Source organism: Ruegeria sp. AM4, assembly GCF_056540665.1.
The window spans coordinates 13,845-40,110 of sequence record NZ_JBQFXD010000014.1 but is presented as its reverse complement, the minus strand read 5'-3'; the positions used below and the strand labels follow the sequence as shown (position 1 = coordinate 40,110).

22 protein-coding genes are annotated in these 26,266 nt (G+C 59.8%); 17 read left to right on the top strand and 5 right to left on the bottom strand.

Features of this window, described 5'->3' with window-relative positions; all coding sequences use genetic code 11:
* The first annotated feature begins 37 nt into the window (after positions 1-37).
* The 14 genes from ACR0JA_RS19800 (at position 38) to ACR0JA_RS19735 (ending at position 13,500) form a co-directional block, all read left to right on the top strand.
* Positions 38-1,000, top strand: a complete 963-nt coding sequence (locus ACR0JA_RS19800) for an alpha/beta fold hydrolase (RefSeq protein ID WP_480578767.1) — start codon at positions 38-40, stop codon at positions 998-1,000.
* Positions 1,001-1,056: 56 nt separating this feature from the next.
* Positions 1,057-1,908, top strand: coding sequence for a PhzF family phenazine biosynthesis protein (locus tag ACR0JA_RS19795; RefSeq protein ID WP_480578765.1), 852 nt, complete (start codon positions 1,057-1,059; stop codon positions 1,906-1,908).
* A gap of 49 nt (positions 1,909-1,957) precedes the next feature.
* A complete protein-coding gene (locus tag ACR0JA_RS19790) occupies positions 1,958-2,962 on the top strand; it encodes an AraC family transcriptional regulator (RefSeq protein WP_480578763.1) in 1,005 nt (334 codons plus the stop codon).
* 175 nt (positions 2,963-3,137) lie between these two features.
* Positions 3,138-3,398: a hypothetical protein gene (locus tag ACR0JA_RS19785; protein WP_480578761.1), complete on the top strand. Its 261-nt coding sequence runs from the start codon at positions 3,138-3,140 to the stop codon at positions 3,396-3,398.
* Between the two features lie 63 nt (positions 3,399-3,461).
* Positions 3,462-3,926: a nuclear transport factor 2 family protein gene (locus tag ACR0JA_RS19780; RefSeq protein ID WP_480578759.1), complete on the top strand. Its 465-nt coding sequence runs from the start codon at positions 3,462-3,464 to the stop codon at positions 3,924-3,926.
* Positions 3,927-4,105: 179 nt separating this feature from the next.
* Entirely contained in the window at positions 4,106-4,969 is an 864-nt protein-coding gene (locus ACR0JA_RS19775; RefSeq protein ID WP_480578757.1) for a cysteine hydrolase family protein, read from the top strand.
* Positions 4,970-5,008: 39 nt separating this feature from the next.
* Positions 5,009-5,512: a YHS domain-containing (seleno)protein gene (locus tag ACR0JA_RS19770; protein WP_480578755.1), complete on the top strand. Its 504-nt coding sequence runs from the start codon at positions 5,009-5,011 to the stop codon at positions 5,510-5,512.
* Positions 5,513-5,586: 74 nt separating this feature from the next.
* Entirely contained in the window at positions 5,587-6,156 is a 570-nt protein-coding gene (locus tag ACR0JA_RS19765; protein ID WP_480578753.1) for a carboxymuconolactone decarboxylase family protein, read from the top strand.
* Between the two features lie 321 nt (positions 6,157-6,477).
* Positions 6,478-8,577, top strand: a complete 2,100-nt coding sequence (locus ACR0JA_RS19760) for a hydantoinase/oxoprolinase family protein (protein ID WP_480578751.1) — start codon at positions 6,478-6,480, stop codon at positions 8,575-8,577.
* Complete coding sequence (locus tag ACR0JA_RS19755) at positions 8,574-10,223, top strand: hydantoinase B/oxoprolinase family protein (protein ID WP_480578749.1); 1,650 nt, start codon at positions 8,574-8,576, stop codon at positions 10,221-10,223. Before ACR0JA_RS19760 ends, ACR0JA_RS19755 begins: the two co-directional genes overlap by 4 nt.
* Positions 10,220-11,299 (top strand): pyridoxal phosphate-dependent aminotransferase, encoded by a 1,080-nt coding sequence (locus tag ACR0JA_RS19750; RefSeq protein ID WP_480578747.1) that lies wholly within the window; start codon positions 10,220-10,222, stop codon positions 11,297-11,299. The genes ACR0JA_RS19755 and ACR0JA_RS19750 overlap by 4 nt, the downstream gene beginning before the upstream one ends.
* Positions 11,299-12,075 (top strand): maleate cis-trans isomerase family protein, encoded by a 777-nt coding sequence (locus ACR0JA_RS19745; protein ID WP_480578745.1) that lies wholly within the window; start codon positions 11,299-11,301, stop codon positions 12,073-12,075. Before ACR0JA_RS19750 ends, ACR0JA_RS19745 begins: the two co-directional genes overlap by 1 nt.
* 784 nt (positions 12,076-12,859) lie before the next feature.
* Positions 12,860-13,027 carry a hemin uptake protein HemP gene (gene hemP, locus ACR0JA_RS19740; RefSeq protein WP_480578743.1) on the top strand — a complete coding sequence of 56 codons (168 nt, stop codon included), beginning with the start codon at positions 12,860-12,862 and terminating at the stop codon, positions 13,025-13,027.
* Positions 13,024-13,500 carry a hypothetical protein gene (locus ACR0JA_RS19735; RefSeq protein WP_480578741.1) on the top strand — a complete coding sequence of 159 codons (477 nt, stop codon included), beginning with the start codon at positions 13,024-13,026 and terminating at the stop codon, positions 13,498-13,500. The genes hemP and ACR0JA_RS19735 overlap by 4 nt, the downstream gene beginning before the upstream one ends.
* A gap of 62 nt (positions 13,501-13,562) precedes the next feature.
* Here the strand turns inward: ACR0JA_RS19735 and ACR0JA_RS19730 are convergent, their stop codons facing one another.
* The 5 genes from ACR0JA_RS19730 to ACR0JA_RS19710 all read right to left on the bottom strand — a co-directional run bounded on the left by ACR0JA_RS19730 (position 13,563) and on the right by ACR0JA_RS19710 (position 21,546).
* Entirely contained in the window at positions 13,563-16,628 is a 3,066-nt protein-coding gene (locus tag ACR0JA_RS19730) for an aminotransferase class III-fold pyridoxal phosphate-dependent enzyme (protein ID WP_480578739.1), read from the bottom strand.
* A gap of 3 nt (positions 16,629-16,631) precedes the next feature.
* Complete coding sequence (locus ACR0JA_RS19725; protein ID WP_480578737.1) at positions 16,632-17,504, bottom strand: NAD(P)-dependent oxidoreductase; 873 nt, start codon at positions 17,502-17,504, stop codon at positions 16,632-16,634.
* A 99-nt stretch (positions 17,505-17,603) separates the two neighbouring features.
* Positions 17,604-17,993, bottom strand: a complete 390-nt coding sequence (gene cueR, locus ACR0JA_RS19720; RefSeq protein ID WP_480578735.1) for a Cu(I)-responsive transcriptional regulator — start codon at positions 17,991-17,993, stop codon at positions 17,604-17,606.
* Positions 17,990-20,470 (bottom strand): heavy metal translocating P-type ATPase, encoded by a 2,481-nt coding sequence (locus ACR0JA_RS19715; protein WP_480578733.1) that lies wholly within the window; start codon positions 20,468-20,470, stop codon positions 17,990-17,992. Before ACR0JA_RS19715 ends, cueR begins: the two co-directional genes overlap by 4 nt.
* Before the next feature lie 188 nt (positions 20,471-20,658).
* Complete coding sequence (locus ACR0JA_RS19710) at positions 20,659-21,546, bottom strand: LysR family transcriptional regulator (protein ID WP_480578731.1); 888 nt, start codon at positions 21,544-21,546, stop codon at positions 20,659-20,661.
* A gap of 183 nt (positions 21,547-21,729) precedes the next feature.
* Here ACR0JA_RS19710 and ACR0JA_RS19705 point away from each other — a divergent pair, with 183 nt between their 5' ends.
* The 3 genes from ACR0JA_RS19705 to ACR0JA_RS19695 are packed head-to-tail and all read left to right on the top strand — an operon-like array spanning position 21,730 to position 26,265.
* The gene (locus ACR0JA_RS19705) at positions 21,730-23,922 is read left to right on the top strand and encodes a dehydrogenase E1 component subunit alpha/beta (RefSeq protein WP_480578729.1); all 2,193 of its coding nucleotides are present in this window, start codon (positions 21,730-21,732) and stop codon (positions 23,920-23,922) included.
* Entirely contained in the window at positions 23,919-24,953 is a 1,035-nt protein-coding gene (locus ACR0JA_RS19700) for an ACP S-malonyltransferase (RefSeq protein ID WP_480578727.1), read from the top strand. The genes ACR0JA_RS19705 and ACR0JA_RS19700 overlap by 4 nt, the downstream gene beginning before the upstream one ends.
* Positions 24,954-24,993: 40 nt before the next feature.
* Positions 24,994-26,265 (top strand): NAD(P)/FAD-dependent oxidoreductase, encoded by a 1,272-nt coding sequence (locus tag ACR0JA_RS19695; protein WP_480578725.1) that lies wholly within the window; start codon positions 24,994-24,996, stop codon positions 26,263-26,265.
* The last annotated feature ends 1 nt before the right edge of the window (position 26,266 follow it).

Here is a 26,266-nt window from a genome sequence, read left to right as displayed (position 1 = left end):
CTGCGGCACCTCAAAATATCAACAAAGGAGTTATACAATGAAACGGAATTTCCTCAGCAGCATTCTGGCGACAGTTTTGGTTGGAACCGCTCTGTTGACGGGCGTGGTAACACCCGCCTCTGAGGCAGCGGAAAGCCCTTTTTCGGTTTCGATGAAAAAGATGGAAATCGACGGGGTGGACATCGCCTACCGCGAAGCGGGCAACCCCGACAATCCGACGGTTCTGTTGCTTCACGGTTTTCCGACCTCGTCCCATATGTTCCGCGACCTGATCCCGGACCTGGCGGTGGATTATCACGTGATCGCCCCCGACTACCCGGGTTTTGGCGCGTCCGACATGCCGGATGCAGCGCACTATGATTACAGTTTTGCAAACGCGGCCGAGATCGTGACGCAGCTGATAGACGCCAAGGGGGTGGATGACTATGCGGTCTATCTGATGGATTATGGCGCGCCGGTCGGTTACCGCATGTTTGCCGATCACCCCGAACGTGTCACAGGATTCATCATCCAGAACGGCAATGCCTACGAAGAGGGGCTGCGCGATTTCTGGGACCCGATCAAGGCTTATTGGGCCGATCCATCGCGTGAAAATGGTGATGCCTTGCGAGGTTTCCTGACCATGGATGCGACCGTCTGGCAGTTCACCCATGGTGTCGGAGACGTTTCGACCGTCAGCCCAGACAATTTCTGGCACGTTCAATATCTGCTGGATCGCCCCGGCAATCAGGAGGTGCAACTTGAGATGTTCCTCGACTATGGCACCAACGTGGACGAATACGCCAATTGGCAGGCCCTGTTCCGCCAGCATCAGCCGCCAACGCTGATCGTCTGGGGTAAGAACGACCACATATTCCCGGCAGAAGGCGCGCACCCCTATCTGAAGGATCTCGATGATGTGGAGTTCCACTTGCTGGATACCGGTCACTTTGCGCTTGAGGAATATGGCGAACTCATATCCGTCGAAATCCGCGACTTTCTTCCGCGCACACAAAAGTAAACGACGACCTGCCCGGTTCCGACCGGGCAGGTCCGGATCCCACAAGGAATAGCACCATGACCATTATGGATAAGATTGACGTACGCAGGATCGCCGCCTTTTCCGAAGACGGTGACGGTGGCAACCCGGCGGGTGTCGTTGTCGGCGACCGCTTACCCAGTGAGGCTGAGATGCAAGCCATAGCGGGAGAAGTCGGATACTCAGAAACCGTGTTTGCCGCCCCCGAGGAAGATCACTGGCGGGTCCGTTATTTTGCCCCAGATTGCGAGGTTGATTTTTGCGGTCACGCCACGATCGCGCTCGGGGCCGTTTTGACGGAACGCAATGGGCCGGGCACCTACCCACTGCGGATCAATGCAGGCGACATCAGCGTCGCGGGGCGTCTGGACGAAGCTGGTCGGTTTCAGATCGAACTGACGTCGCCGCCGACCCGCAGTGATCCCGTTGATAGCGCATTGCTCGAAAGGGCTCTGGCGCTCTTTGGGCTTGTGGCCAGCGACCTCGACCCCGGTATACCGGCTGCGATTGCAAATGCGGGCAATGATCATCTTGTGCTGGCGCTGCGCGACCGCGCGCGGCTGGCGGACATGGATTACGATCTGGACGAGGGTCGGCGCGTGATGGAGCAGTACGGGCTGACCACCATAAACCTGATCTGGGCCGAAGGTCCGCGATGGTTCCATTCCCGGAACGCTTTCGCGGTCGGTGGCGTGGCCGAGGACCCGGCCACCGGCGCGGCCGCGGCAGCACTTGCCGGATATCTGCGCGATCTTGGCTGGCCCCATGGCGGCGGTATCGTGATCACGCAAGGTGCCGACATGGGTATGCCTTCCAAGCTGAATGTCGTCATTCCGGACCAACCCCGAGCTCCGGTTCAGGTGTCTGGTGCAACTCGCGCAATCGAATAGGGCCAGCTGAAAGGCAACGCGCAAATGACTTGAAAAGGGGGGAACCGATATGGCGTCTGTTGCAGCCATCTTTGCATCCACTTTAACCCGAGCGGCCGGGCTTAGCCTGACCGCTGGTGGGGAGGTCCAGCAAAACGGGAAAACACTTTTTCACCTGAAATGCCACACCACGCAAACGGTTCCCGACAGCGCTTATTTCGAGTTGATCGAATGGCTACGGCAATTCAGACAGAATGATCCCCAACTGGTCTTCAGTTATGCACGTGAAATAAGTAGCAACGATCTTGGCGCCCTGGGGCTTGCGGCAAAGTCGGCCCCAACCCTTAGGGACAGCCTGCTGCGGCTCGCGCGGTATTTCCGCCTGCTGACCGATACCGCCGTGTACAGCCTCAGGGAAGAATGCGAACCCGCGTTATTTGTGCTCGAGGCGCGCACGCCGGATCACCCGGCGCTTCAACTCCGTGATGAATGTGCGCTGGCTGCTGTTGCCGAAAACATCAAAGGCTTTGTCAGCGACGAGATTGCTTTGGATCACATTCAGTTCCAGCACGCCTGTCGCGGAGATCCAACGCCGTTCGAGACCTTCTTTGGGTGCGAGGTCCGCTTCAGAGCCAGGCACAACGCCATCGCATTCGCACCAGACATTCTGAACCGGCGAAACAAACTGGGCGATCAAGGCATTTCCGACTTCCTCACCCAACACCTTGATGCAGAAATCCGGAAACTGCCCGAACCGTGCTCGCTGAGGGGCGAGGTGCTGGAACACCTGGCCTCACGGCTTAGCGACGGAGCACCGCAGGCTGCTGACGTAGCAACCCATATGGGTATGAGCGAGCGCACATTCTATCGCCGTCTCGCAGATGAAAACCTGTCCTACCGAGAGGTGCTGCGGGACGCGCAACTGTCGCTTGTGCAAGACTTGCTGAGCGACAGTGATTGCTCGATCGCAGAAGTGGCATTTCTGACCGGTTTTTCCGAACAAAGCACGTTCAGCAGGGCGTTCAAGCGCTGGGTCGGCGAGGCGCCTGCACAATACCGGCAGGTGTCACCTTAACGTACCAGACGCAGCCGGGGATTGGCAGGTACTGCCAAAACCTTGGCGGAACCGGCCAATACCGCAGGACCCCGTTTGCCTAGATTGGACTCATCAGCCCCAAGGGAGGCGCAAGCGTAAAGGTCAGAACCGTTTCTGACGACACGACGGCCGCCCTTAGACCGGAGAAGCAGGAATGAGACACCCAGAGCAGACTGCACGCATGGACCGGCATCCCCGGCCAAAAGTGGTTTCTCCTCCCGGCCACAGCGAACCCAGCCGATCTGGGTCCATTCCTGCCTATCCCCGGTTTCTCGCCCCCGCAGTCGGCAATTGGCGCAGAGCCATTCCCAAGGAAAGAACGCTTGCTCTGGTGCTGACTTGCGCTGTCTGGGGCACCATCGCATCCGTGGTCGAGGCCGTCCGGCTTGCCGCAAAAATCAGCGGTGCGTTCTGAACCCGAACGAATTCAATCATCCATCATCCCCGATTTCCCGCTTCCAATCTGAAGGACACTGAAATGACCCGACCACCTTTGCCGCCATTCACCCGTGAAACCGCAATAGAAAAGGTTCGCATGGCCGAGAACGGCTGGAACTCCAAGAACCCAGTAAAAGTTGCTCTGGCCTATACCGTCGACAGCGTTTGGCGAAATCGGGCGACCTTCCTCACCGGGCGATCCGCCATAGTGGACTTCTTGACCGCCAAGTGGGTGCGCGAACTGGACTATCGGCTGATCAAGGAACTTTGGGCCTATACCGACAATCGCATTGCGGTGCGGTTCGCCTACGAATGGCGTAATGACAGCGACCAGTGGTTCCGGTCCTATGGCAATGAAAACTGGGAATTCGCCGAAGACGGGCTGATGAGGTGGCGCATCGCATCGATCAACGACCTACCCATCGACGAGGCACAACGTCTGTTCCACTGGACAGGCGCGACACGGCCCCTGGATCACAAGGGCCTGACTGAATTGGGTCTTTAAGCAATCTAAAGACCTGACACGGCCGACGCTCCTTTCGTCGTCGGCCCAGCGATCAGCGCAGATATTCAACACCGGCAACGCAGCCTCACTGGCTGCGAACAGAGAAGCTTTGTCCGCCTGACCGCGATCTCTCTGCAGCGTCACAGCGCTCTGCTCAACCTCAACCAAGGAGAACAAATATGAAATCCGATCATGAACCTGGCCAGAACACCGAGGACGCACACTTGCCTGAAAAGGTGAATTTTGACAGGCGTCGTGTCCTGACCAGCGCCGCAGGCGCAGCAGCGGCCAGCGCAGTTGCAATCGTCGGTCAAAGCGCCGCAGCGGCCACTGAAGCGGCGCGCGTGCAATATGCCGATCCGGAAAATCCAGGCCTGCCTGACATGGACATGTCGATTGATCCAAAACGCACCGCTCTGGTGGTCGTCGACCCGCAGGTTGATTTTCTCGATCCCAACGGCGTTGCCTGGGGTGTTGTCGGCGAGAGCGTCTCTGAGCAAGGCGTGGTGGACAATCTCGAACGTCTGTTCATCGCGGCGAAATCGGTGGACATGCCGGTGGTTGTCTCACCGCATTACTACTATCCGCAGGACCATAAGTGGAAGTTCGAGGGCACGCTCGAACGGGTCATGCATAACATCAATATGTTCGACCGGACCGATCCGCTGAATCTGGAAGGCTTTGAAGGTTCGGGCGCCGACTGGATGCCGCAATACAAGAAATACATCGAAGACGGAAATACCATCGTCTGCTCGCCGCACAAAGTCTATGGCCCCGAGCAGAACGATCTGGTGCTGCAACTTCGGAAGATCGGCATCGACAAAGTGATCCTTGCGGGAATGTCCGCCAACCTCTGTGTCGAAAGCCACATGCGCGAACTGTTGGAAACCGGGTTCGAGGTCGCCGTGGTGCGCGATGCAACGGCGGGTGCGAAGGTTCCCGAAGGCGACGGATATCTCGCCGCGCTGATCAACTTTCGCATGATCGCGAACGCCGTCTGGTGGACCGACGAAGCCGTTCAGCGGATCACCACCGGAGCGTGACGCCCGCCCTCAATCAACTCAATCCCTGGAGAAACGATCATGAATACCATAAAAACTGCCCGTCATTGGGCCACCGCATTTGCTTTGTCCTCTGCCGTCACGCTGTCGATCGTGACCTGCGCCATGGCTGCAGACGAATACAATGTCACCAACAGCCTGACCTTGGCAGGCCAGCCGCTGGGGTTGCACGGAGTTGACCCTGTATCGATGTTGCAAAGCGAAAGCCCCGCGCAGGGCAACGCGGAATTCACCTCTCGCCATGAAGGCGTGGATTACTATTTTGCCTCTGCCGCCACGCAAGCCGAATTTGATGCCGACCCGGCAGCGTATCTGCCGCAGTTCGGTGACTTCTGCGCATTTGGCGTCTTCGTCGGCAAGAAGCTCGACGGTGATGTTCGTTTTGCCGATGTTGTCGATGGCAAACTCTATCTCTTCGTGAACAGGGCGATCTTCGAAAAGTACCTCGAGGACAAAACAGCAATCATCGACGGCGCCCATGCCAAATGGCCGGGGATCAAGAGCATACCGGTCAGCGATCTTTGAATTCGCTGCTCTCAACGCGGCTGCGCTTGCCGATGAAGGCGCAGCCGCGACACCACACATTCAAGGAACCTCTGATGATCACCTTTGAAACACACACAATCGAAACCGCACCCAACGCTGCCAAACCGATCTTGCAATCTGCGCTGAAGGGGTACGGTTTCGTCCCGAACCTCTATGCGGCGATGGCCGAAGCCCCAACAATTCTGGAAGGGTACATGAGCCTTTCAGCGATCTTCGGAAAGTCGGATCTTTCCGAGACCGAACGGCAGATCATCCTGATGACCAACAATCGGCTGAACGGATGCGAGTATTGCATTGCGGCCCATTCCACGCTTTCTCAGATGGCCGGTGTAAAGGCTGACATCATTGAGGCACTACGCAGTAACACAACAATCGAAGACGCCAAGCTTGAGGCATTGCGTCAATTCGCTATCGCTGTCAACGAAAGCCGGGGTTGGCCCAGCGACGCGCAGATGGAAGCTTTCATTGCGGCGGGCTATACGCGGCAAACCGTGTTGGAGGTGATCGTGGGCACTGCGCTCAAGGTTCTGTCGAACTACACCAATCACGTCGCCGAAACAGACCTCGATGACGCGTTCAAGGAAAACGCTTGGGATCTCGCAAATTCAGCTGCTGCAGAATAACCGGTTCAGCGGGATTGGACGGCCACAGGGTGTCAAACTGCCCATGGCCGGTTCTGTAACTGATCCGTCAACAGCTGGATGGAGCACGTATGGGTAGCACCTACGCCTGTTCCCAAACACGAATCTGTTGACGCGCGCGCTTGGTCTCGTGCAATGCTTGCCGCAGTAAGGCAAAGGAAATGGATCATGGCGATCGTTCTTTCCAATCCGATGATGCGCCGTTCGACTGGTGCGGATCTCGTCGCTTAAGCGGGGATCGCTGTCCCCCGTCTGACGATCGGCCTCCGGGTCGCCTTACCACTTCAATCAACAGTTTTGTCCATGCAGAAAGAACTTGGATTGCGTATGGCAATCGATATCGGTGGCACGTTTACCGACACGGTGCTTGTCGAAGGCGCGTCGCAGATTTTGGCAACAAACAAGACAGCCACGACCCCCAATCAACCGGCATTGGGCGCGCTGGAGGGGGCCCGGCGCGTGCTCGCTCAGGCTGGGCGCCAATGGGGGCAGGTCGACGGCATGATCCACGGAACGACACTGGCAACCAATGCGCTGATCGAACGCCGCGGCGCGCGCGTCGCATCGATCACGACCGAGGGTTTTCGCGACATTCTAGAAATCGCATACGAGCGGCGCTATGCCCAATACGCGATCAATCTGGTTAAACCGGACCTGCTGGTGCCGCGCACGCATGCACTTACAATCGGCGGGCGCATGGATATGCAGGGGCATGAGCGTATGCCGCTGGACGAAGCTGCGGTTGCAGGGCTGGTTGCGGATATCGAAAGGCTGGGCTGCGATGCCGTTGCGATCTGCCTGATGCACGCCTACGCAAACCCGGCACACGAGGTGCGATTGCGCGATCTGCTGTTGCAGCGGCTGCCGGGGCTGGTCATCTCGCTCAGCCATGAGGTCAGCCCTGAAGCGCGCGAGTTTGACCGGCTCTGCACCACCATCGCAAACGCTTATATTCAGCCATTGATGGCCACTTACCTTTCGGATTTCCAATCGCGTTTTGCGGCCGAGGGGATGGCCGGCCCTATACTGATGATGACCGCAGGTGGCGGGATGACGACGGTGCAGACTGCCGCAAAGCTGCCGGTGCGTCTGGTCGAGTCCGGCCCGGCGGGCGGCGCTATCTTAGCCGCCCGTATCGCGCGCGAAGCAGGTGCAACCGAGGTACTGTCCTTCGATATGGGCGGCACGACCGCCAAACTGTGCCTTATCGATGACTACCGACCGCAGACAGCACGCAAATTCGAAATCTCGCGCGCCGAGCGGTTTATCAAAGGCTCGGGCATGCCCGTGCGTATTCCGGTGATTGAAATGATCGAAATCGGCTCGGGCGGTGGATCCATCGCATCCGTTGATCGCCTTGGCCGGATCAGTGTCGGCCCCCATAGCGCGGGTGCCGATCCCGGCCCGGCAGGGTTCGCCAAGGGAGGAACCGAACCCACAGTGACCGATGCGGACATCGCACAAGGCCTGATCGACCCTTCCCGGTTCGCCGAGGGCAGGTTGCAGATTGATCGGGATGCCTCAGAGAAGGCGCTGAAAGAACACATCGGCCAGAAACTCGCGTTTGAGTCCAGTCAGGCGGCGTTTGCAATCAGCGAAATCGTCGATGAGAACATGGCCAGCGCCGGCCGTATGCATGCCGTTGAATCGGGCAAAGACCTGCGCGCGCGCCTGATGATTGCGTTTGGCGGCAATGGCCCGCTGCACGCTACGCGCGTCGCCCGGCGCTGTCAGGTGGGGCGCATTCTGATTCCGCGCGATCCCGGTGTTGGTTCCGCCGTGGGTTTCCTGTTCGCCCCGGTGTCGTTCGAGGTCATCCGATCCCGCTATGCCACTTTGGAAACGCTGGACGTCGACGGGTTGAACGCGTTTTTCTACAATATGGCAGAAGAGGCTGAAACCGTCGTTCGCGCTGGCGCGCCAGACGGGCCGTTTCAATCACGCCGCGTGGCGTTCATGCGTTATCACGGTCAAGGTCATGAGATCGAGGTTGAGCTGCCGGACGGGGGGGTGACGACGCAGGACATTCCCAAACTGCGCCGCGATTTCGAAGCCGAATACAGGCGGCAATTCAACCGCACGGTGCCGGGCATGACCATCGAGATTCTGAACTGGGGGCTGACGGTTTCGGCACCTGTTCTGGCGCCGTCGACAAAGGTGAATCAGGTCGATGGCTACCCCCTCGCGGCGAAAGAAACCCGTGACATCCTGTGCGACATTACAGGCGAGTGGCGCAAAGCGGGCCTGTTCGAACGGTCGGCACTACGCGCAGGCGATCTTGTCGAAGGCCCGGCGCTGATCGTCGAGCCGCAAACGACCACTTATGTCAGCGCGGATTTTGTCGCGCAGACGGATGAGGCCGGTAACATTTGGCTGACAAAATTGCAGGAGGTTGACACATGACGATCCCAAACACGCGTTTACAGGTTATGTGGAACCGTTTGTTGGCCGTGGTCGAGGAACAGGGGCAAGCCCTTGTCCGCGCCGCCTTCAGTCCGATTGTGCGGGAATGCGGCGATATCTCGGCGGGGATCTTCGACGTTCAGGGTCGGATGATCGCGCAGGCCGTTACCGGCACGCCGGGACACATCAACACGATGGCTGAGGCGGTCAAGACGCTGCGCGGTCATTTCCCGATGCAACAGATGAAGCCCGGTGACATCTACATGACGAACGATCCCTGGATCGCGTCGGGTCATTTGAACGATTTTCTGCTGATGATGCCGGTGTTTTACGACGGCAAGGTCGTCGGATTCACGTCCTGTACCTCTCATCTGGTTGATCTGGGCGGTCTTGGCATGGGTCCCGAAGGCGCGGATATCTACGACGAGGGCCTGCTGATCCCGCCCTGCAAGCTGGTGGATCAGGGTGAGGTCAATGCTCTGCTGCTGGACATCGTCAAGGCCAACTCTCGTGAGCCGATTGCGAATGAGGGCGACATCTATGCGTTGATCGCCTGTTGCGAGAGCGGTGCCGCGCGGCTGTCGCAGATGATGGCCGAGTTCGGATTGCAGGACCTGATCGACCTGTCGGATTACATCATCGAAACCTCTCGCAAGGGCACGTTGGAAGCCATCGCCGAACTGCCCAAGGGCACCTGGCAACACGTGCTGACAGTTGATGGATATGGGGCCGAGATCGACCTGCATGCCGCCCTGACGATTGCGCCAGACCATCTGCTGCTGGATTTTGCGGGAACGGCGGGATGCGCAAACAAGGGGATCAACGTTCCGCTGAACTATGCCGCTGCCTATTCGGTGTTTGCGCTGCGCTGCATCATCGGCGCGGACATACCCAACAACGCAGGGTCTTTGGACCCGTTTCGCGTGACCGGCCCGAAAGGATGTATTCTCAACGCGCAACCGCCCGCTCCGGTGGCCATGCGGCATGCGCTCGGGCAGATGACACCGGATCTTGTCTATGGTTGCCTATCTCAGGCACTGCCCGATCTGGTCCCGGCCGAGGGCGCCTCGTGCATGTACGATCTGCCCCTGCGCCATGTCCCCGAGGCGATTGATCGCGGTGAAGAGCCATTTGCACTGGAACTGGTGTTCAACGGCGGCACCGGCGCGCGCCCGACGCTGGATGGCCTTTCGGCAACCGCATTCCCTAGCGGGGTCTGGGGCAGCCAAGTCGAGACCACCGAAGCCACCGCGCCCGTGCTGTTTCATCGCCGAGAACTCAGGACAGATTCCGGCGGCGCAGGTCAGTATCGCGGCGGGCTTGGGCAACGGATCGAGGTCAGCGCGGCTGCGGATCGGGATTTCATGGTTTTCCTGTCAGTCGAACGCATTCAGAACCCGGCCAAGGGGCGGTTTGGCGGTCAGGACGGGGCACCCGGGCGCATTCGGATTGGCGAAGACGGACCAGACCTGCCGGGCAAAGGCGAACTGCGGGTCAAGGCTGGCGAGACGCTGGTGTTTGAAACCCCCGGCGGTGGCGGCTACGGGCCACCGCCCGAGCGATGCCCGGATGCCTTGGCGCGAGATGTCGAGGCTGGTCTGGTTAGTGCCGATGCCGCCAGTGCCAGTTACGGAGGCGAGAAATGACTTTGCCCATGCCCCATGTCGCGCAGATGGCTCCGTATTCGATGGTCAAACTGGACGCGTCGGAAGATGGACGGTTGATCTCGCTGTCCCAGAACGAAAGCCTGCGCCCGCCAAGCCCCTCGGCCGTTGCTGCGGCGACAACCGCTTTGGCGAACGGCATGCTGTACCCCGACCCGGACTGGACCCTTTTGCTCGAAGTGTTAGCCCAACATCACGGGCTAAAGGCCGAAGGTATTCTGTGCGGCAACGGCTCTCTTGATTTGATCGGTTGCATCGCGCGGGTCTATTCCGGGCCGCTTCGCTCGGTCCTCGCACCGGTGCATGCCTATCCGTTCTTCCGATCGGCAGCGCAAATGTCGGGTGCGCGTTTTGACACCGCGCCCGAGATCGACCTTACGGTCAGCATTGAGGCTCTGTTGGACACGGTAAAGGCCGATACCGGCATCGTCTTTGTCGCCAATCCCGGCAACCCGACCGGTACCCGAATCTCTGGTGCGGAATTGCGAAAACTGCGCGCTGAGCTACGTCCGGATATCCTGTTGGTGATTGATGAAGCCTATGGCGAATTTGCCGATCACCTGAACGAGGCCAGTTTCGATATGGTGCAAGAGGGCAATACCGTTGTCCTACGTACCTTTTCCAAGGCTTATGGAATGGCCGGATTTCGCGTTGGCTGGGGTTTGTTCCCACTGCCCATCGCTGTTGAACTGCGAAAGGTTATGAACCCGAATAACATCAGCGCGCCTGCGCAGGCCGCGGCTGTCGCCGCCGTATTGGATCACGACTATATGCGCGAAACCTGTCAGCTCACTGCCACTTTGCGTCGTCAAGCGACTGCATCATTGCAAGATGCAGGATTCAGTGTGGCAGCAAGTTTTACAAATTTCCTTTTGATCGACATGGGCGACCCGCAGGCTGCGCGACAGGCGGATTTGGCGCTGCAGGCAAAAGGCGTGTTTCTGCGCCCACAGGTCGGTGCGGGACTGCCTCAGATGTTGCGCATGACCATAGGTTCGGAACCTGACAACAATTTTGCAATCTCAACACTGATCCAATGGAAGAAGGAGCACCCCTGATGACCGGTTCAAGAGGCCGCGCACGTTTGGGTATTCTGGTGCCGTTTACCAACACCAATCTTGAGCCCGACATGATGATGATGCGTCCCAAGGGCGTGTCGCTGCATTTCGCGCGCATGGGCGGGTATGACGCCGACGAGATACCTGACGAGGCGCAGATGCATGGCTTGGGTGCCGCTGATCTGGATCACCCGCTTGAGTTGCTTATGGGTGTCCGACCGGACGTGGTTATGTATGGTTGCACGTCTGCCACGCTGACCCACGGTCCGGAGTTCGACCGTGCATTGGCGGCCCGGATCAAGGCCACAAGCGGGGCCGAGACTGTTACGGCCGCGGGTGCGCTTACCAACGCGCTTAAGGTTTTGGGTGTGTGTCGGATCGGCTTTGCCTCACCCTACGTGCCGGCGATCAACGACAGCGCGATCGGATTTCTGGGCGCGATGGGATTCGAAACCGTCAAGCGTTCCGAAATGGCCGAAACGCTCGATAACGAAGGGCAGGGCGCTTTGCCACCCGAACGTGTGTACGATCTCGGCCTGGGCGCAGATCACCCCGACGCCGAGGCTGTGGTTCTGTCCTGTACGGACATGCGCAGCGTCGAGATCCTGGCTAGACTCGAGAGGGAACTGGGAAAACCTGTGATCAGTTCGAATCAGGCGATGTTGTTCCAGGTCTTGCAGGTTTTGAACATTTCCGAGCCTATCCAGGGGTTTGGCCAAATGTTGACCCACCCACAGGGGTACTCTGCGCCGGGTCAAACCGATCAGGTTGTGTGAGCGATTCGGTGGACGAAAACCGAACGATTTCTATGCTTCTGCGCTGCGTGAAAACCCAATAAAAATTGGACGATTCAGAAAAAAGTGGGGGGACTACGGGAATCCCCCAATTTCGCGCCGCAGCGGGATGCGTTAACTTTTTATTAATCACGGGCCAGACCGGCCTTACCACTTTCACTAAAATTCCCCCGATGAGGGGCTGGCTCTAACCCCCTTGGCCGGCCCCTCACCCCTTTTTGGGGGTCCATTTCTCGTCCGCGATCTGCCGAACCGGCGTAGAGAAATCCGTGCTATCGTTGTAGGCAACGTCATGTGGTATCGCCATGATTGGGGACTTGCGACTGCCCTGTGTTCGCCACGTTACGTCGGTCGATTGGCTGGCGGGCAGGCCACCATGTACGATGACCCGATATACCGGTTTGGGACGCCCGTTGCTCGCGATTCGCGAACCGTTGCCTGAGTTGGCAGTTCACTCACCTGATCTGCCAATATCCTATTCTCTGTAGCGGCCAGATTGGCGCGGCCGCCAACCAGCGAGCCTCTCAGAGCGACTAATACCACCGCAAACGTGAACGCTCCTGCCTGTGCTGATTGCGTCGAATGCGCCTGAATAGGGTGGCGAAAGCGAGCAGGATGAGACCCGGTATTCGCGATGAAAAACCGGCGCTTGACATACCTTACCATTTTTATCAGAATATCGAACAAGAACAGAAAGCCAGCCCGGTTCCAGGGTCAGCCAGATCAGGAAAACAAATGGACCGCCCAAGTTCTGGAGATGTGACCCATGAATGCGCAGACCCCCAACCCAACCCAAAGCTATGCTGTTTCGATGCTGCCGGCCCACAAGGCCGAGGACCTGACGAAAGGCGGCAATCTGGCTCATATCGAGCTGGGTGATCAGCTTTACACGCTGCGCATCACTCGCGCAGGAAAACTGATCCTGACAAAATGAGCGCTAATTCCGTGCGTGGCGGTGCCGCAGTCGGACGCTTGGCCGACCTCACCCCGATCGAGGCTGGCGCGGTCATGTACATGCGCTTGTGGGGCGATGGGCCGCGCGGCCGCGCAGACGCCGCCAGTGATTTTGACATCGCGCTGGGCGCCGATCAGGGCAAGGCCGTCATGCTGACGCTGGATCGCTTGTGTTCCTTATGCGCCCATCACGGTCGCAGGCCGCTGGTCCGGCACGGGTTGGGGTGCAGTTGTCTGGGTGCAGACGAGAATTGCTTTGCCCAGATGATCGCAGCTGCAGCGGATGGCGATCGCGAAGACGCCATGATGATGGCATCGCTGATTGTCCGGCCGGACTATGCCCCTGCTCTGGCGTCCCTGTCAGAAGAGCTTGGCATCGCCCTGCGCCGGATGACCACCCATACCCCCGTGCCGAAGACCGGGCATCACGCATCCCCTGTTGTGCTGCACTGATCGGCCCAGCAAAACCCCGGCACCCTCGCCGGGGTTTTGTTGTACCCGCTGCCGCGCGCGCTCTAGCAGCAACCGCAGCCGGAATGGTGATGATCGTGACCGCATTCGGGGACGGGTTGATAGTCGCCAACCTCGGACAAAACTCCCCTCAGCGCCCAAAGGATCATGTCGACGTCTTCGGCCTCGATGGTCAGCGGCGGGCGGATTTTCAGGATATTGTCCCTGGGCCCCTCGCTGCCGATCAGAATGCGGTGGTCGCGCATCCGGTTTTTGACATAGCTGCAAATCTCGGTGCCTTCGGACCCATCCGAATTGATCAATTCGACCCCCAGAAACAGGCCCATTCCGCGCACGTCCCCGATACAGGCAAAGTCAGCTTCGATCTGGCGCAGCCCTGCCATCAGCCTCGCGCCCATTTCGCGGGCATTGCCCTGCAACCTTTCGTCATCGACGATGTCCAGAACCTCTTTGCCGATGCGACATGACAGGGTCGAGCCGCCGAAGGTCGAGAAGAACTCGATCCCGTTGTCAAAGCTCTGCGCGATGTCCTTGGTGGTGACCAGAACGCCCAGGGGGTGGCCGTTGCCGATGGGTTTGCCCATCACAACGATATCCGGCAGCGCGCCCTGATGTTCGAAGCCAAAGTAGTACTCGCCCAGCCGTCCAAGGCCCGTTTGCACTTCGTCTGCGATGCAAACACCGCCCGCAGCGCGAATTTTTTCGTAAACCGCAGTCAGATAGCCCTTGGGCGGGATGATCTGACCACCGACTGAGGGGAAGGTTTCGGCGATGAAACCAGCCACACCGTGTCCTTTGTCCTGCAACGCCGCAATCGCCGGATCGACCAGATCGGCATATTTCTGGGCGCGGTCTGCGTCGTCGCGCTTGTACGCGCCGCGATAGTCATCTGCGACATCGACCAGCTCGACCCAATCCGCCTGACCAACGCCGCCGGGTTTGTTGAACTTATAGGCCGAGATCGCCACCGCCGCGTTGGTATTGCCGTGATAGCCGTGATCAGGCGTGACGATCCCCTTGGCACCGGTATGGGCACGGGCCAACCGCAGCGCCAACTCATTCGCTTCGGTGCCCGAATTGACGAAAAAACAGACCTCAAAGTGATCCGGCAGTTTAGACAGAATTTTGTCGGCAAAGGCAGTCTGGGCAGGGTGCAGATAGCGCGTGTTCGAATTCATCCGCTTTAGCTGATCCGCAGCCACAGCCTGAATGCGTGGGTGGGCGTGACCCACGTGAGGGACGTTGTTGTAGGCGTCCAGATAGGGACGGCCCCATTCATCGAACAGGTGATGTTTCCACCCGCGGACCAGCATGACCGGGTCGTCATAGGTCAGCGACAGGTTGCCACCGAAATGCTGGCGGCGACCGCCAAGGATCGCCTGCTTGTCGGTCGGGCGATAGAACACTTTCTCGTCTGGCAGGTTCAGCAGGGCGGCCGGGTTCGGGCAGAGGACGTTCCAGATTTCCATATCGTCCGGGTCGCCGACGCCGGGCCAGTCGGCCTGCATGCCGTCCGTGGTCAGGGCCAGCTGGAAATGCACATGCGGGGCCCAGCCACCGTTCTGAGTGGCATCACCCAGCCGCGCAAATGCCGCGCCCTGAGCGACCGGATCGCCTGGCTTCAGCCTTTCACAGACTTCGGGATCAAGATGCCCATACAGAGTATAGAACGGATCCCCCTCGGGCGTTTCGTGGTGCAGGATCACGACGCCCCCGTAATCGAGATGGGCGGTCCGGTTTTCGACCGCCTCGACGCGCCCGCTCATCGGCGCATGCAGGACTGTCTCGTCAGGGGCGAACACATCGACCGCCAGATGAACGGTGCGCCGATCCGACGCTTTCCACGGGCCTTTACGGAACCCCGGCTCGGCATAGATCAGACGGGGTTCGTTGTAATAGCCCAGCCAGATACCCTGACCGAATTCCTCGCCGACGCGGGCGGCCTCGGCCAACGGCATGTGGAACGGGTTTTGCGGCCAGGTGGAATTTTCGACGGAAAGCGACCCCATTGGCGCATCGGACAGATCTGTGTCAAACATCGGCGCGAACTGTCCGCGATGTTCGGCCAGATAGGCGTGAATTCGTTCGGCCCCGTCGACAACCGGCAAGCCACAGGCCGCGCGCAGCCGGGCGGGCATCAGGCCGCCATTCACATCGCTCCGCGTCAGGGATCGCCAGGCAGGGGCCTGGCTGATCGTGACATAGGGATCGTCGGGGTTTTCGATTGCCATCAGGGTCGAGTTCACGACGGAAACCGCAAGACGCATACGCAGCAAGGGCCAGATCAGATCGACCTCTTCCGGGCGCAGACGGTTCGCGGCGTGATAGCCCCGAACCAGAGCGGCAAGCGCGCGTTCCGGCTTGGGATGGTCCAGAACCACATAGGCGCCTGCAATCGCCAGATTGCAGACACGGGGCGCAGCGCACATGTCACCCAGATCAATCAGCCCCGAGACGGTGCGACGCTCGGACAATTCACCCTCGACCAGAATATTGTAGTCGTTGGCGTCATTGTGGATTGCCTGTTTCGGCAATGTCGCAAGTTGGCCCGATACGGCGTCGAATTGCTGTACGATCTCGGCCAGAACGGCGCGCCTTTCCGGATCCGTGATGGCGTGCAATTGGTCGGCGACCCATCCTGCTTGGGTCAGGTCCCATTTGAAACCCTTCCGGGTCAGACCGGGATGCGAAAACTGTTCCAGCGCGCGATCTGTTGCACCCAGAACGCGGCCCAGTTTCAGGATCAGGTCCTCGGATTTCGGCGCGGTCTCGGCATAGCAGCGACCCGGCAAACGTTCGAGCAGCCAGGCTGGGCGCGGCTGACCGCTTTCGTCTGCGATCTCGGGCAGTTCTGCACCATCCAGCGCGGCGATGACTTTGGGAAACGGCAGGCCCGGCGCGGTTCTGGCGATGTGATCGAGCGCCTTGATCTGCAATTCGACAAGTGCTGCTTCGCACCCCGGGCGCATGATCTTTAGGACATAGTCCTGCCCGTTTGTCGCCCGCACCAGAAAGTTCAGGTCATATTCGCCGTCCAGCCGGGATAGTTGGGCTTCAAAACCCCAATGAGTGCGCAGGGCGGTTGTCCAGTGTTCCGTCATGCTGGTCATGTGTCAGTCCAATGCCCGAAGCCGCTTGATCAGCGACGATGTATCCCAACGCCCGCCGCCGAGTTTCTGAACGTCCTTGTAAAACTGATCGACCAGAGCCGTCACAGGCAGCGACGCGCCCGTCTCATTGGCGGTATCCAGACAGATGCCAAGATCCTTGCGCATCCAGTCCACGGCGAAGCCGTGATCGAAATGATCGTCCAGCATGGTTTCATAGCGATTGGCCATCTGCCAGCTGCCTGCCGCGCCCTGGCTGATCACCTCAACGACCGCGCGTCCGTCCAACCCGGCTTTTTCCGCGAAGTGCAACGCCTCGCTCAGCCCCTGAACCAGACCGGCGATGGCGATCTGGTTGCACATCTTGGTCATCTGACCGGCACCGCAATCACCGATGCGCCGGCAGATTTTGGCATAGACCTGCATGATCGGTTCCGCCGCATCATAGGCGGCCTGATCCCCACCGCACATGATTGACAGCGCTCCGTTTTCGGCACCGGCCTGACCGCCCGAGATTGGGGCGTCGACAAAGGCGATCCCTTTGGCTGCGGCGGCTGCGTTCAACTCGCGTGTCACTTTGGCCGAGACGGTCGTGTGATCTACAAAGATTGCCCCTTCGGACATCCCTTGAAACGCACCGTCGTCATCGGTGCATACCATGCGCAGATCGTCGTCATTTCCAACGCAGGACATGACAAAGTCGGCACTCGCTGCCGCTTCCTTTGGGGTTGCAGCCGCAGCGCCGCCGTGTTGCGCGACCCACTTGTCTGCTTTGGCGGATGTTCGGTTATAGACCGTAACGTCGTGACCCGCTGCCTGAAGATGTCCGGCCATGGGAAATCCCATGACCCCAAGACCCAAAAACGCGATTTTTGCCATCGTTTGATCCCTTTGGTTAACCGGCGCTGGGTCCGAGACCTACCGCGCGGCGTGTTTGGACCTGACAAAGCAAAGGACGGGCCAAAGGGCAACCCCGCGTCAGGGTTTGCCACCCAAGTCCTTCAGGATCGGACAATCCGGGCGACCGTCCCCGGCGCAGGCCTCGATCAGATGGCTCAGCGTCCCGCGCATCGCGTTCAGGTCGGCGATTTTGGCCTCGATCTGGGTCAGGTGTTGTCTGGCAATGCGTTTCACGTCGGCGCTGGCGCGGCTTTCATCTTCGTAGAGCGCCAGAAGGGCGCGGCAATCTTCGATGGTGAAGCCCAACGCACGGGCGCGTCCCAGAAAGGTCAACTTGTGAACGTCCTGATCGCGGAACCGGCGATAGCCGTTGTCATCGCGCATCGGCTTGATCAGGCCGATATCTTCGTAATAGCGGATCGTTTTTGCGGGCAGACCGGTACTGCGGGCGACATCTCCGATGTTCATGGCGCGACCTCGCGTGTGGTTGTTTCAACTTTATGGTCCCGAGACGATGCATGAACCCGACGTAAACGCAGCGCGTTCGTGACGACAAAGACGCTGGACAAGGCCATGGCCCCTGCAGCCAGTGCCGGAGACAGCAGATAGCCGCCAAACGGGTACAGAACCCCTGCGGCAACCGGGATCAGCAGGATGTTGTAGCCAAATGCCCAGCCAAGGTTCTGGCGAATGTTCCGCATTGTGCGGTGGCTGATCTCCAGAGCCCGGGCAACGCCGGTCAGGTCGCCCGACATCAGCACGACATCCGCCGTTTCAATCGCGACGTCCGTCCCGGTGCCAATCGCGATTCCGACATCGGCTGCCGCCAGCGCGGGCGCGTCATTGATGCCGTCACCCACAAACGCGACGGTGCCGTAGCGGTTTTGCAGCTCGGCGATGGCCGCCTGTTTGCCGTCGGGCAGAACCTCGGCGGTCACCAGATCGATAGTCAGCCGTTCCGCCAATGCAGCGGCTGTTTTCGCATTGTCGCCTGTGATCATCGCAAGCGTCACACCCTCTGCGCGAAGCAATTCCAAAGCGGCAAGCGTATCAGGCTTGATCGGGTCCGATACTGCCAGCGCAGCGGCGGCCCGATTGTCGATCGCCACAAAGAGGGGGGTCGCGCCTGCTTGTGCGTGGCGCTCGGCGGCGTCGGCAAGCCCGGATAGCGCGATGCCGTGTTCGGCCATAAATCGAGCAGAGCCGACAAGAATGGATTGTCCGTCAACCTCGGCGCTGACGCCCTGACCAGTGTGAGACCTGAACTTGGCCACATTCGGAAGGTCCGCAGGCCCGGCACGGGTGATTGCACTGGCAATGGGGTGTTCCGACTGCGCCTCGACCGCAGCGGCTAGACGCAGAACCTGGGCGCGGTCAAAGCCGCTTGCAAGGGTCACGTCGGTGAGTTCAGGCCGTCCCTGTGTCAGCGTCCCGGTCTTGTCCAAAGCCACGACCTGCGCCTGTTGCAAAAGTTGCAGCGCATCGCCCTTTCGGAACAGCACACCAAGTTCCGCCGCGCGTCCCGTTCCGACCATGATCGAGGTTGGTGTCGCAAGGCCCATCGCGCAGGGGCAGGCAATGATCAGCACCGAAACACCCGCAACCAGTGCCAGAGGCAGCGCGGGCGCGGGGCCAAAGATCAACCATGCAAATACGGTCAGCACCGCGATGGCAATCACGACCGGTACGAAGTAGTGCGTTACCCGGTCGACCAGCCCCTGAATTGGCAGTTTTGCACCCTGTGCTTGCTCGACCATCCGAATGACTTGCGCCAGTACCGTGTCGGCGCCCACGCGGGTGGCACGGATGCGCAACGCTCCGGTCCCGTTTACGGTTCCGCCGACGACTTGATCGCCCGAGGATTTGCCGATCGGGATCGGCTCGCCCGTGATCATGCTTTCGTCAACATAGGATATGCCGTCCAGAACCGCGCCATCCACGGGGATGCGCTCACCGGGGCGGATCGCCACCTCGTCATCGACAACGACGCTGGCCAGCGCCACGTCCTGCCAAGATCCATCCCGCAGAACTCGCGCAGTACTGGGCTGAAGACCGACTAGTTTGCGAATGGCGGCGCCAGTTCGGCCTTTGGCGCGCGCCTCCAGCAGCCGCCCCAACAGGATCAGAACTATGATGACCGCCACAGCCTCGAAATAGACATTTGCCGTTCCCTGAGGCAGCAGCCCCGGGGCAAAGGTGGCGGTGATCGAAAAGACGTAAGCGGCACTGGTTCCCAGCGCCACCAGCGCGTTCATATCCGGCGCACCGCGCAGCAGCGAAGGCACCCCCTTGGCATAGAAAACCCGACCCGGACCGATCATTAGTAAGCTGGTCAGCGCAAACTGAATCAGATGACTGGTCTGAGTACCGATCGTGGCTTGAACCCAGTGATGAAAAGCCGGGATCAGATGCCCGCCCATCTCAAGTATAAACACAGGTAGAGCCAAAGCAGCAGCAATGACAGTTGCCCGCTTGAGTGACTGGAGCTCGTCGGCCTTTGTTGTAACAAGCGCTGCCGTGGCGGTCGTTTCAGCCAGATGGGCGGGATAGCCAATCGCGGTCACGATTTGCGCCAACCCTGCGGGGTCAGCAGCGCCTTGGGCATAGGTGACATTCGCCTGCCCTGTGGCCAGGTTCACGCTTGCGTCCAGAACGCCGGGGCTGTCGCGTAAGCCTCTTTCGATCCGCCCGACACATGAGGCGCAGTTCATGCCGTCGACCGTCAAGCTGATCTGCTGTTCGGCAACCGGGTAACCCGCTTTTGCAAGAGCTTCGGCGATGTCGTTGAACGTCCCGTCATAGCTGACTTGTGCCGTCTCGGTCGCCAGATTGACCGAGGCATCACTGACCCCAGGCGCATGTTGAAGCGCGGATTCAACCCGGGAAACGCATGAGGCACAGCTCATTCCTTCGATCTTGAATTGAGTTTGGTTTGGATGGGTCATCCGAGTCGTCCCGACAATGTTCTCAGGCCTCATTTGGGGGTTCCAGTGACGGGAAGGTCAAGGGGTTTGGGTGTTTTTTCTATGCGCCGAAGCGCACCAGTCGGTCCGTTCGGAGTACGCGATTGCTCAGTCCGCCTGCCGTCCGCAGGACGCAAAGCCAAAGGCCGCGCAGTGTTTCGACGTTCGGATCAATCGCCCAGCTGGTCGGCCAGCCAATTCTGAAAGGATTTCAGCGGATTTGATGTTGCCCGGGTGTTCGGCCAGACCAGGTAATAGCTGCCAAGACTGATACGTGGGGCATTCCAGGCCTCGACCAGTCGCCCGTTGCGCAGATCGTCTTCGATCAGAAATGCGGGCAGAAGGGCAACGCCCAACCCGTGAATCGTTGCCTGTATCATGGTCGAGAACTGATCGAACAACATGCCCTTTAGACCCGAGACCGGGTGGCCCTGCGTGTGAAACCACTGCTCCCAGGCATCCGGGCGTGTTTCTATATGCAGAAGCGGGCTGTTGCGCAGCGCCTCCAGCGTGTCAAAGCCTTTTGGTGCCAGATCCGGGGCGCATACGGGCACAATCTCTTCGCGCATGATTTTCTGGTAATCGACCCCTGTCCAGTCGCGTTGTCCGAAATGTATCGCGGCGTGGAACTGTTCATTTGCGAAATCGAAGCGTCGCAGGCGCGTGCCCAGGTTGACGGTCACTTCGGGGTGACGCCGGGCAAAGTCATTGAGGCGCGGCGCAAGCCAGTGCATGCCGAAGGTAGGCAGGATCGACAGGTTCAGCGACCCGCCTTCCGGGTTCGCCTTGAGCCTGAGCGCAGCCTGCGCCAGATCAGTCAGGGACGCTCTTGCTGTTTGCACATAATCTTTCGCAGCCGGGGTCAGGTGCAGACGCATCTGACTGCGCTCGATCAACCGGATTCCCAACTGATCCTCGGCGGTTTTCAATTGCCGGCTGATGGCGCTTTGTGTCAGGGACAGCTCTTCGGCCGCAGCGGACGCGCTGCCCAAACGGTCGACCGCCTCAAGTGCGAGAAGTGATGAAATCGACGGAAGAAATCGGCGGGGGGCGATCATATGACAAATCCTCATACCTTTCGACCGCAATATCACTGGATTTTGCCGGGTGCCAGCCTCATCACAATCGGGTATCGCGGTTCGAAGCAATGCGGCTGAAATTCGGGAAACCCATGGACAGCCCGACCGAAACCGACAACATTTTCAAAGAAGGCCCCGCCGCCTGCAAGATTGAGGAGTGCCATGGATCGCGCCCGGATCGTACATGACAATTTCCTGGACCGTGTCGCGCGTCGCGACTTTCCGCAAGGCCGCGCGCCTTGCGCGGGTCTGACCAGAACCGAGGCGGTCTCGGTCTTCCGGTCACAGGTACTGAGCCGCGCGTTGGATCGGACCAGCCGCGACATGCAGCAACAGGGCAGAGGGTTCTATACAATCGGATCGTCCGGCCACGAGGGCATGGCGGCCGTCGCCCATGCGCTTCGCCCCACAGACATCGCCTTTCTGCATTATCGGGACGCCGCCTTTCAGATCGCTCGGGCCGAGCAGGTGCCGGGTCAGCAGATCGCCTGGGACATGTTGTTGAGCTTCGCCTGTTCGCGTGAGGACCCGACATCGGGTGGGCGCCACAAGGTGCTGGGGTCCAAGGCTTTGATGATCCCACCGCAAACCTCGACCATTGCAAGTCATTTGCCCAAGGCGGTTGGCGCGGCCTATTCCCTTGGCGCGGCCCGTCGTCATGGTCCCGAGCATCGGGAATTGCCCGAAGACGGGATTGCGGTCTGTTCCTTTGGGGACGCCTCGGCCAATCATTCCACTGCGCAGGGGGCCATCAACACCGCTGGTTGGACCAGCGTACAATCAACGCCACTGCCGTTGCTGTTCATCTGCGAGGACAACGGCATCGGCATTTCGGTCAAAACGCCGTCGGGTTGGATCGAAACCTCGATGGCGCATCGTCCTGGGATCAAGTATTTTCAGGCCAATGGCCTGGACATATTCGAGACGTTTGCGGTTGCAAAAGAGGCAGCCGACTATGTCCGCACCCGCCGCAAACCGGCGTTCCTACACCTAAAAACCGTCCGCCTCTATGGCCACGCCGGGGCGGACGTGCCGACCACCTATCTGAGCAAATCCGAGGTTGAGGGCGATGAGGCCAACGATCCGCTGTTGCATTCCGTCCGGTTGCTTAATCAGGCCGGTGCATTGACGCCCGAGGCGGCGTTGGACATCTACACCAATACCTGCGACCGCACCGACCGGATTGCGGCAGAGGCGGCGACGCGTCCTCATCTGGCCAACGCGCAAGAGGTCATGGCCAGTCTGATCCCGCCCAAGCGCAGGTGCAGACCCACGAACGGGCCGACCACCGAGGCCCGCACCGCTGCCTTTGGCGGGGATCAGCGTGCCATGTCCGAGCCGCAACCCATGAGCCGCATGATCAACTGGGCGCTGACCGATCTGATGCTGGAACATGGTGAGATCGTCTGCATGGGCGAGGATGTGGGTCGCAAGGGGGGCGTCTATGGTGTCACGCAAAAGCTTCAGCAGAGATTTGGCGCCGACCGGGTGATCGATACCTTACTGGATGAACAATCCATTTTGGGGCTGGCCATCGGCATGGGTCATAACGGATTTGTACCAATCCCTGAAATCCAGTTTCTGGCCTATCTGCACAATGCCGAGGATCAAATCCGCGGCGAGGCGGCAACCCTGCCGTTTTTCTCAAACGGGCAGTTCACCAACCCGATGGTCCTGCGGATCGCGGGTCTGGGCTATCAGAAAGGGTTCGGTGGGCATTTCCACAACGACAATTCTCTGGCGGTTCTGCGGGACATTCCCGGCGTGATCATCGCGTGCCCCTCGACAGGCGCTGACGCAGCGAAGATGCTGCGAGAATGCGTGCGGCTGGCCCGCGAAGAGCAGCGCGTGGTGGTGTTCCTGGAACCCATCGCGCTGTATCCGATGCGCGACCTGCACGAACCGCAGGATGGTGGATGGATCACAACCTATCCCGCGCCGGACCAGAAGGTTGCGATCGGTGAAGTCGGACAACACGGTGACGGCAAGGATCTGGCCATTGTGACCTATGGAAACGGGCATTACCTGTCGCGGCAGGCAATGCCCAAGCTCGAAGCGGCAGGGATCGGTGTGCGGATCATAGATCTGCGATGGCTGGCACCGTTGCCGACCGAGGCGCTGCTGCGCGCAACTGAGGGCTGCAAGCGCGTGCTGATCGTCGACGAATGCCGCCGGACCGGCAGCCAATCCGAAGGGCTCATGACGTTTTTCCGCGAACAAAGGGCAAGGACACCAATCGCCCGCGTTGTCGCCGAGGACAGTTTCATTGCGACCGGCCCTGCCTATGCGGCCCCATTGCCGTCGGACGATGACATTGTCGCGGCAGCACTGAATTTGACGGGGACGTCCAAATGACCAGAACTGCGGTTGTGATCTGCCCCGGGCGCGGGACCTATAACAAGCCGGAATTGGGCTATCTGCATCGCCATCATGGCAACCGAACGGATATGTTCCGCCAGTTCGATGCCATCCGTACGGGGCTGGGGCAGGAGTCGGTGACGGAATTGGACGGGGCAGCGCGATACTCGGTTGCGCGGTATTCACGCGGCGACGTGGCCTCTCCGCTGATCTATGCGGCGTCGTTGGCGGACGCGCAAAGTCTGGCACCGGATATCGAGGTTGTCGCGGTCACCGGAAACTCGATGGGATGGTACATTGCACTGGCGGTCGCAGGCGCGTTGAGCCCGGTGAACGGTTTTGATGTGGTCAACACCATGGGCACGCTGATGCAGCAGCATCTGATCGGTGGTCAGCTGGTTTATCCTTTCGGCGGTCCAGACTGGACGGACGATCCGGCGCGCAAAGCGGACCTGTTGGCCGAGGTTACGCGGATTGACGCGCTGGCGGGTCATGATCTTGCCCTGTCCATCGATCTGGGTGGTCTGCTGGTTCTGGCTGGAAACGAAGCGGGTCTGACGGCTTTTGAAGCGTCGCAACCTGTGGTGGACGGGCGGTTTCCGATGCGGTTGCCAAACCACGCCGCATTCCACACGCATTTGCAGGCTCCGGTCGCAGGGCAGGGACGTGCGCGTCTGGGCCCGGACATGTTCCATCAACCTGACCGACCTCTCATCGATGGGCGCGGCAAGATCTGGTGGCCGGGGGCAACGGATACGCATGCACTTTGGGATTACACGCTAGGTCATCAGGTAACCGAGCCTTATGACTTTACGCGCGCAGTCCAGACCGCCGCGCGCGAATTTGCGCCGGATTTGTTCATTGTGACCGGACCGGGTGAGACGTTGGGCGGTGCGGTTGCACAATCCCTGGTCCTGGCCGAGTGGCGCGGAATGACGGATAAGTCCGCATTTCAGGCGTTGCAGAAGGCTCAGCCTCTATTGCTTGCTATGGGCCGCGACGATCAGAGGGCGCTTGCAACCGGCTAAGTTTCTTCCAACATTCCTTGGCCCAAAGAAAGAGACAATATTGGCGTCCGTAGAAACTTCACTGTGGCAAAAGACTTGCCCGAACCGGCTGGAGGCGAAGGCCTTGACCGGCGATGCGTCGGTTGACCTGGCCGTAATCGGGGGTGGCTATACCGGTTGTTCCGCAGCCCTGACGGCGGCAGAGGCCGGTGCCTCTGTCTGTTTGCTCGAGGCGCATGAGATCGGGCATGGGGGGTCCGGGCGCAATGTTGGGCTGGTGAATGCTGGCCTGTGGTTATCACCGCAGCAGATCCGCGACCATCTCGGACAGGAGGTCGGGGATCGGCTGAGTCAGCTTCTGTCGGCCGCACCCGCTGAGGTTTTCGATCGGATCGAAAAGCACGTCATCGACTGCGCGCCGATCCACAACGGGACTTTGCATTGCGCCCATTCGCAGGCAGGTTTGCGTACCCTCAAGACCCGCCACGCGCAGTTGACCGAGGCGGGGGCTGCGGTACAGCTGCTTTCGGCTTCTGAAGCTGCGGCCAGAACCGGTAGCACCGGATTTCACGGTGCGCTATTCGACCCGCGCGCAGGGACGATACAGCCCCTGGCCTATTGCGTCGGCCTTGCCCGCGCGGCGGAGCTGGCTGGCGCACAGATCTGCGAAAACAGCCCGGTGCAATCGCTGGAACCCCTCGACGGCCAGTGGCTTTTGCGCACTGCTGCCGGAACAGTGCGCGCGAAAGCGGTGATACAGGCGACAAATGCATATCACCAAGCGCTGGCCACAACTGCGCCAGCCTATGTGCCGGTGTTCTATTTTCAATATGCGACCGCCCCGCTCAGCGACAACCTGCGCGCCAGTATCCTGCCCGCAGGCGAAGGGTGCTGGGATACCGGGTTGATCATGACGTCTTTTCGCATGGATCATCAGGGTCGGTTCATTATCGGGGGCATGGGCGAACTCAGCGGCCTTGGTCAGTCCGCCCATCGCGGTTGGGTCCGGCGCAAGATGGCGGAGCTATACCCGCAGCTTGCGGATCAGCCCTTGGCCGAAGGCTGGCATGGGCGGATCGCCATGACCTCGGACCATCTTCCCAAGATCGTTTCGCTTGGGCCCAATGCGTTGTCCGTTCACGGATTTTCGGGCCGAGGCATAGGCCCAGGCACCGTTTTTGGCCGGTTGATTGCCGAAAGCCTGCTGACGGGTGATCCGGACCGCTTGCCGGTTCCCGCTTTGCCGGATTACCGCGAGAGTTGGACAGGACCGCGCCGCGCCTTTTTCGAAACCGGCGCGGCGCTTACCCATCTGGTCAAGGCGCGGTTCTGAG

Excerpts from the sequence above, each read along its gene's own strand:
- ACR0JA_RS19760 (WP_480578751.1), top strand. The coding sequence starts at position 6,478 with ATGCAGAAAGAACTTGGATTGCGTATGGCAATCGATATCGGTGGCACG.
- ACR0JA_RS19780 (WP_480578759.1), top strand. The coding sequence starts at position 3,462 with ATGACCCGACCACCTTTGCCGCCATTCACCCGTGAAACCGCAATAGAA.
- ACR0JA_RS19765 (WP_480578753.1), top strand. The coding sequence starts at position 5,587 with ATGATCACCTTTGAAACACACACAATCGAAACCGCACCCAACGCTGCC.
- ACR0JA_RS19790 (WP_480578763.1), top strand. The coding sequence starts at position 1,958 with ATGGCGTCTGTTGCAGCCATCTTTGCATCCACTTTAACCCGAGCGGCC.
- ACR0JA_RS19705 (WP_480578729.1), top strand. The coding sequence starts at position 21,730 with ATGGATCGCGCCCGGATCGTACATGACAATTTCCTGGACCGTGTCGCG.
- ACR0JA_RS19715 (WP_480578733.1), bottom strand. The coding sequence starts at position 20,470 with ATGACCCATCCAAACCAAACTCAATTCAAGATCGAAGGAATGAGCTGT.
- ACR0JA_RS19770 (WP_480578755.1), top strand. The coding sequence starts at position 5,009 with ATGAATACCATAAAAACTGCCCGTCATTGGGCCACCGCATTTGCTTTG.
- ACR0JA_RS19725 (WP_480578737.1), bottom strand. The coding sequence starts at position 17,504 with ATGGCAAAAATCGCGTTTTTGGGTCTTGGGGTCATGGGATTTCCCATG.
- ACR0JA_RS19710 (WP_480578731.1), bottom strand. The coding sequence starts at position 21,546 with ATGATCGCCCCCCGCCGATTTCTTCCGTCGATTTCATCACTTCTCGCA.
- ACR0JA_RS19735 (WP_480578741.1), top strand. The coding sequence starts at position 13,024 with ATGAGCGCTAATTCCGTGCGTGGCGGTGCCGCAGTCGGACGCTTGGCC.
- ACR0JA_RS19775 (WP_480578757.1), top strand. The coding sequence starts at position 4,106 with ATGAAATCCGATCATGAACCTGGCCAGAACACCGAGGACGCACACTTG.
- ACR0JA_RS19785 (WP_480578761.1), top strand. The coding sequence starts at position 3,138 with ATGAGACACCCAGAGCAGACTGCACGCATGGACCGGCATCCCCGGCCA.
- ACR0JA_RS19750 (WP_480578747.1), top strand. The coding sequence starts at position 10,220 with ATGACTTTGCCCATGCCCCATGTCGCGCAGATGGCTCCGTATTCGATG.
- cueR (WP_480578735.1), bottom strand. The coding sequence starts at position 17,993 with ATGAACATCGGAGATGTCGCCCGCAGTACCGGTCTGCCCGCAAAAACG.
- hemP (WP_480578743.1), top strand. The coding sequence starts at position 12,860 with ATGAATGCGCAGACCCCCAACCCAACCCAAAGCTATGCTGTTTCGATG.
- ACR0JA_RS19795 (WP_480578765.1), top strand. The coding sequence starts at position 1,057 with ATGACCATTATGGATAAGATTGACGTACGCAGGATCGCCGCCTTTTCC.
- ACR0JA_RS19730 (WP_480578739.1), bottom strand. The coding sequence starts at position 16,628 with ATGACCAGCATGACGGAACACTGGACAACCGCCCTGCGCACTCATTGG.
- ACR0JA_RS19755 (WP_480578749.1), top strand. The coding sequence starts at position 8,574 with ATGACGATCCCAAACACGCGTTTACAGGTTATGTGGAACCGTTTGTTG.
- ACR0JA_RS19800 (WP_480578767.1), top strand. The coding sequence starts at position 38 with ATGAAACGGAATTTCCTCAGCAGCATTCTGGCGACAGTTTTGGTTGGA.
- ACR0JA_RS19745 (WP_480578745.1), top strand. The coding sequence starts at position 11,299 with ATGACCGGTTCAAGAGGCCGCGCACGTTTGGGTATTCTGGTGCCGTTT.
- ACR0JA_RS19700 (WP_480578727.1), top strand. The coding sequence starts at position 23,919 with ATGACCAGAACTGCGGTTGTGATCTGCCCCGGGCGCGGGACCTATAAC.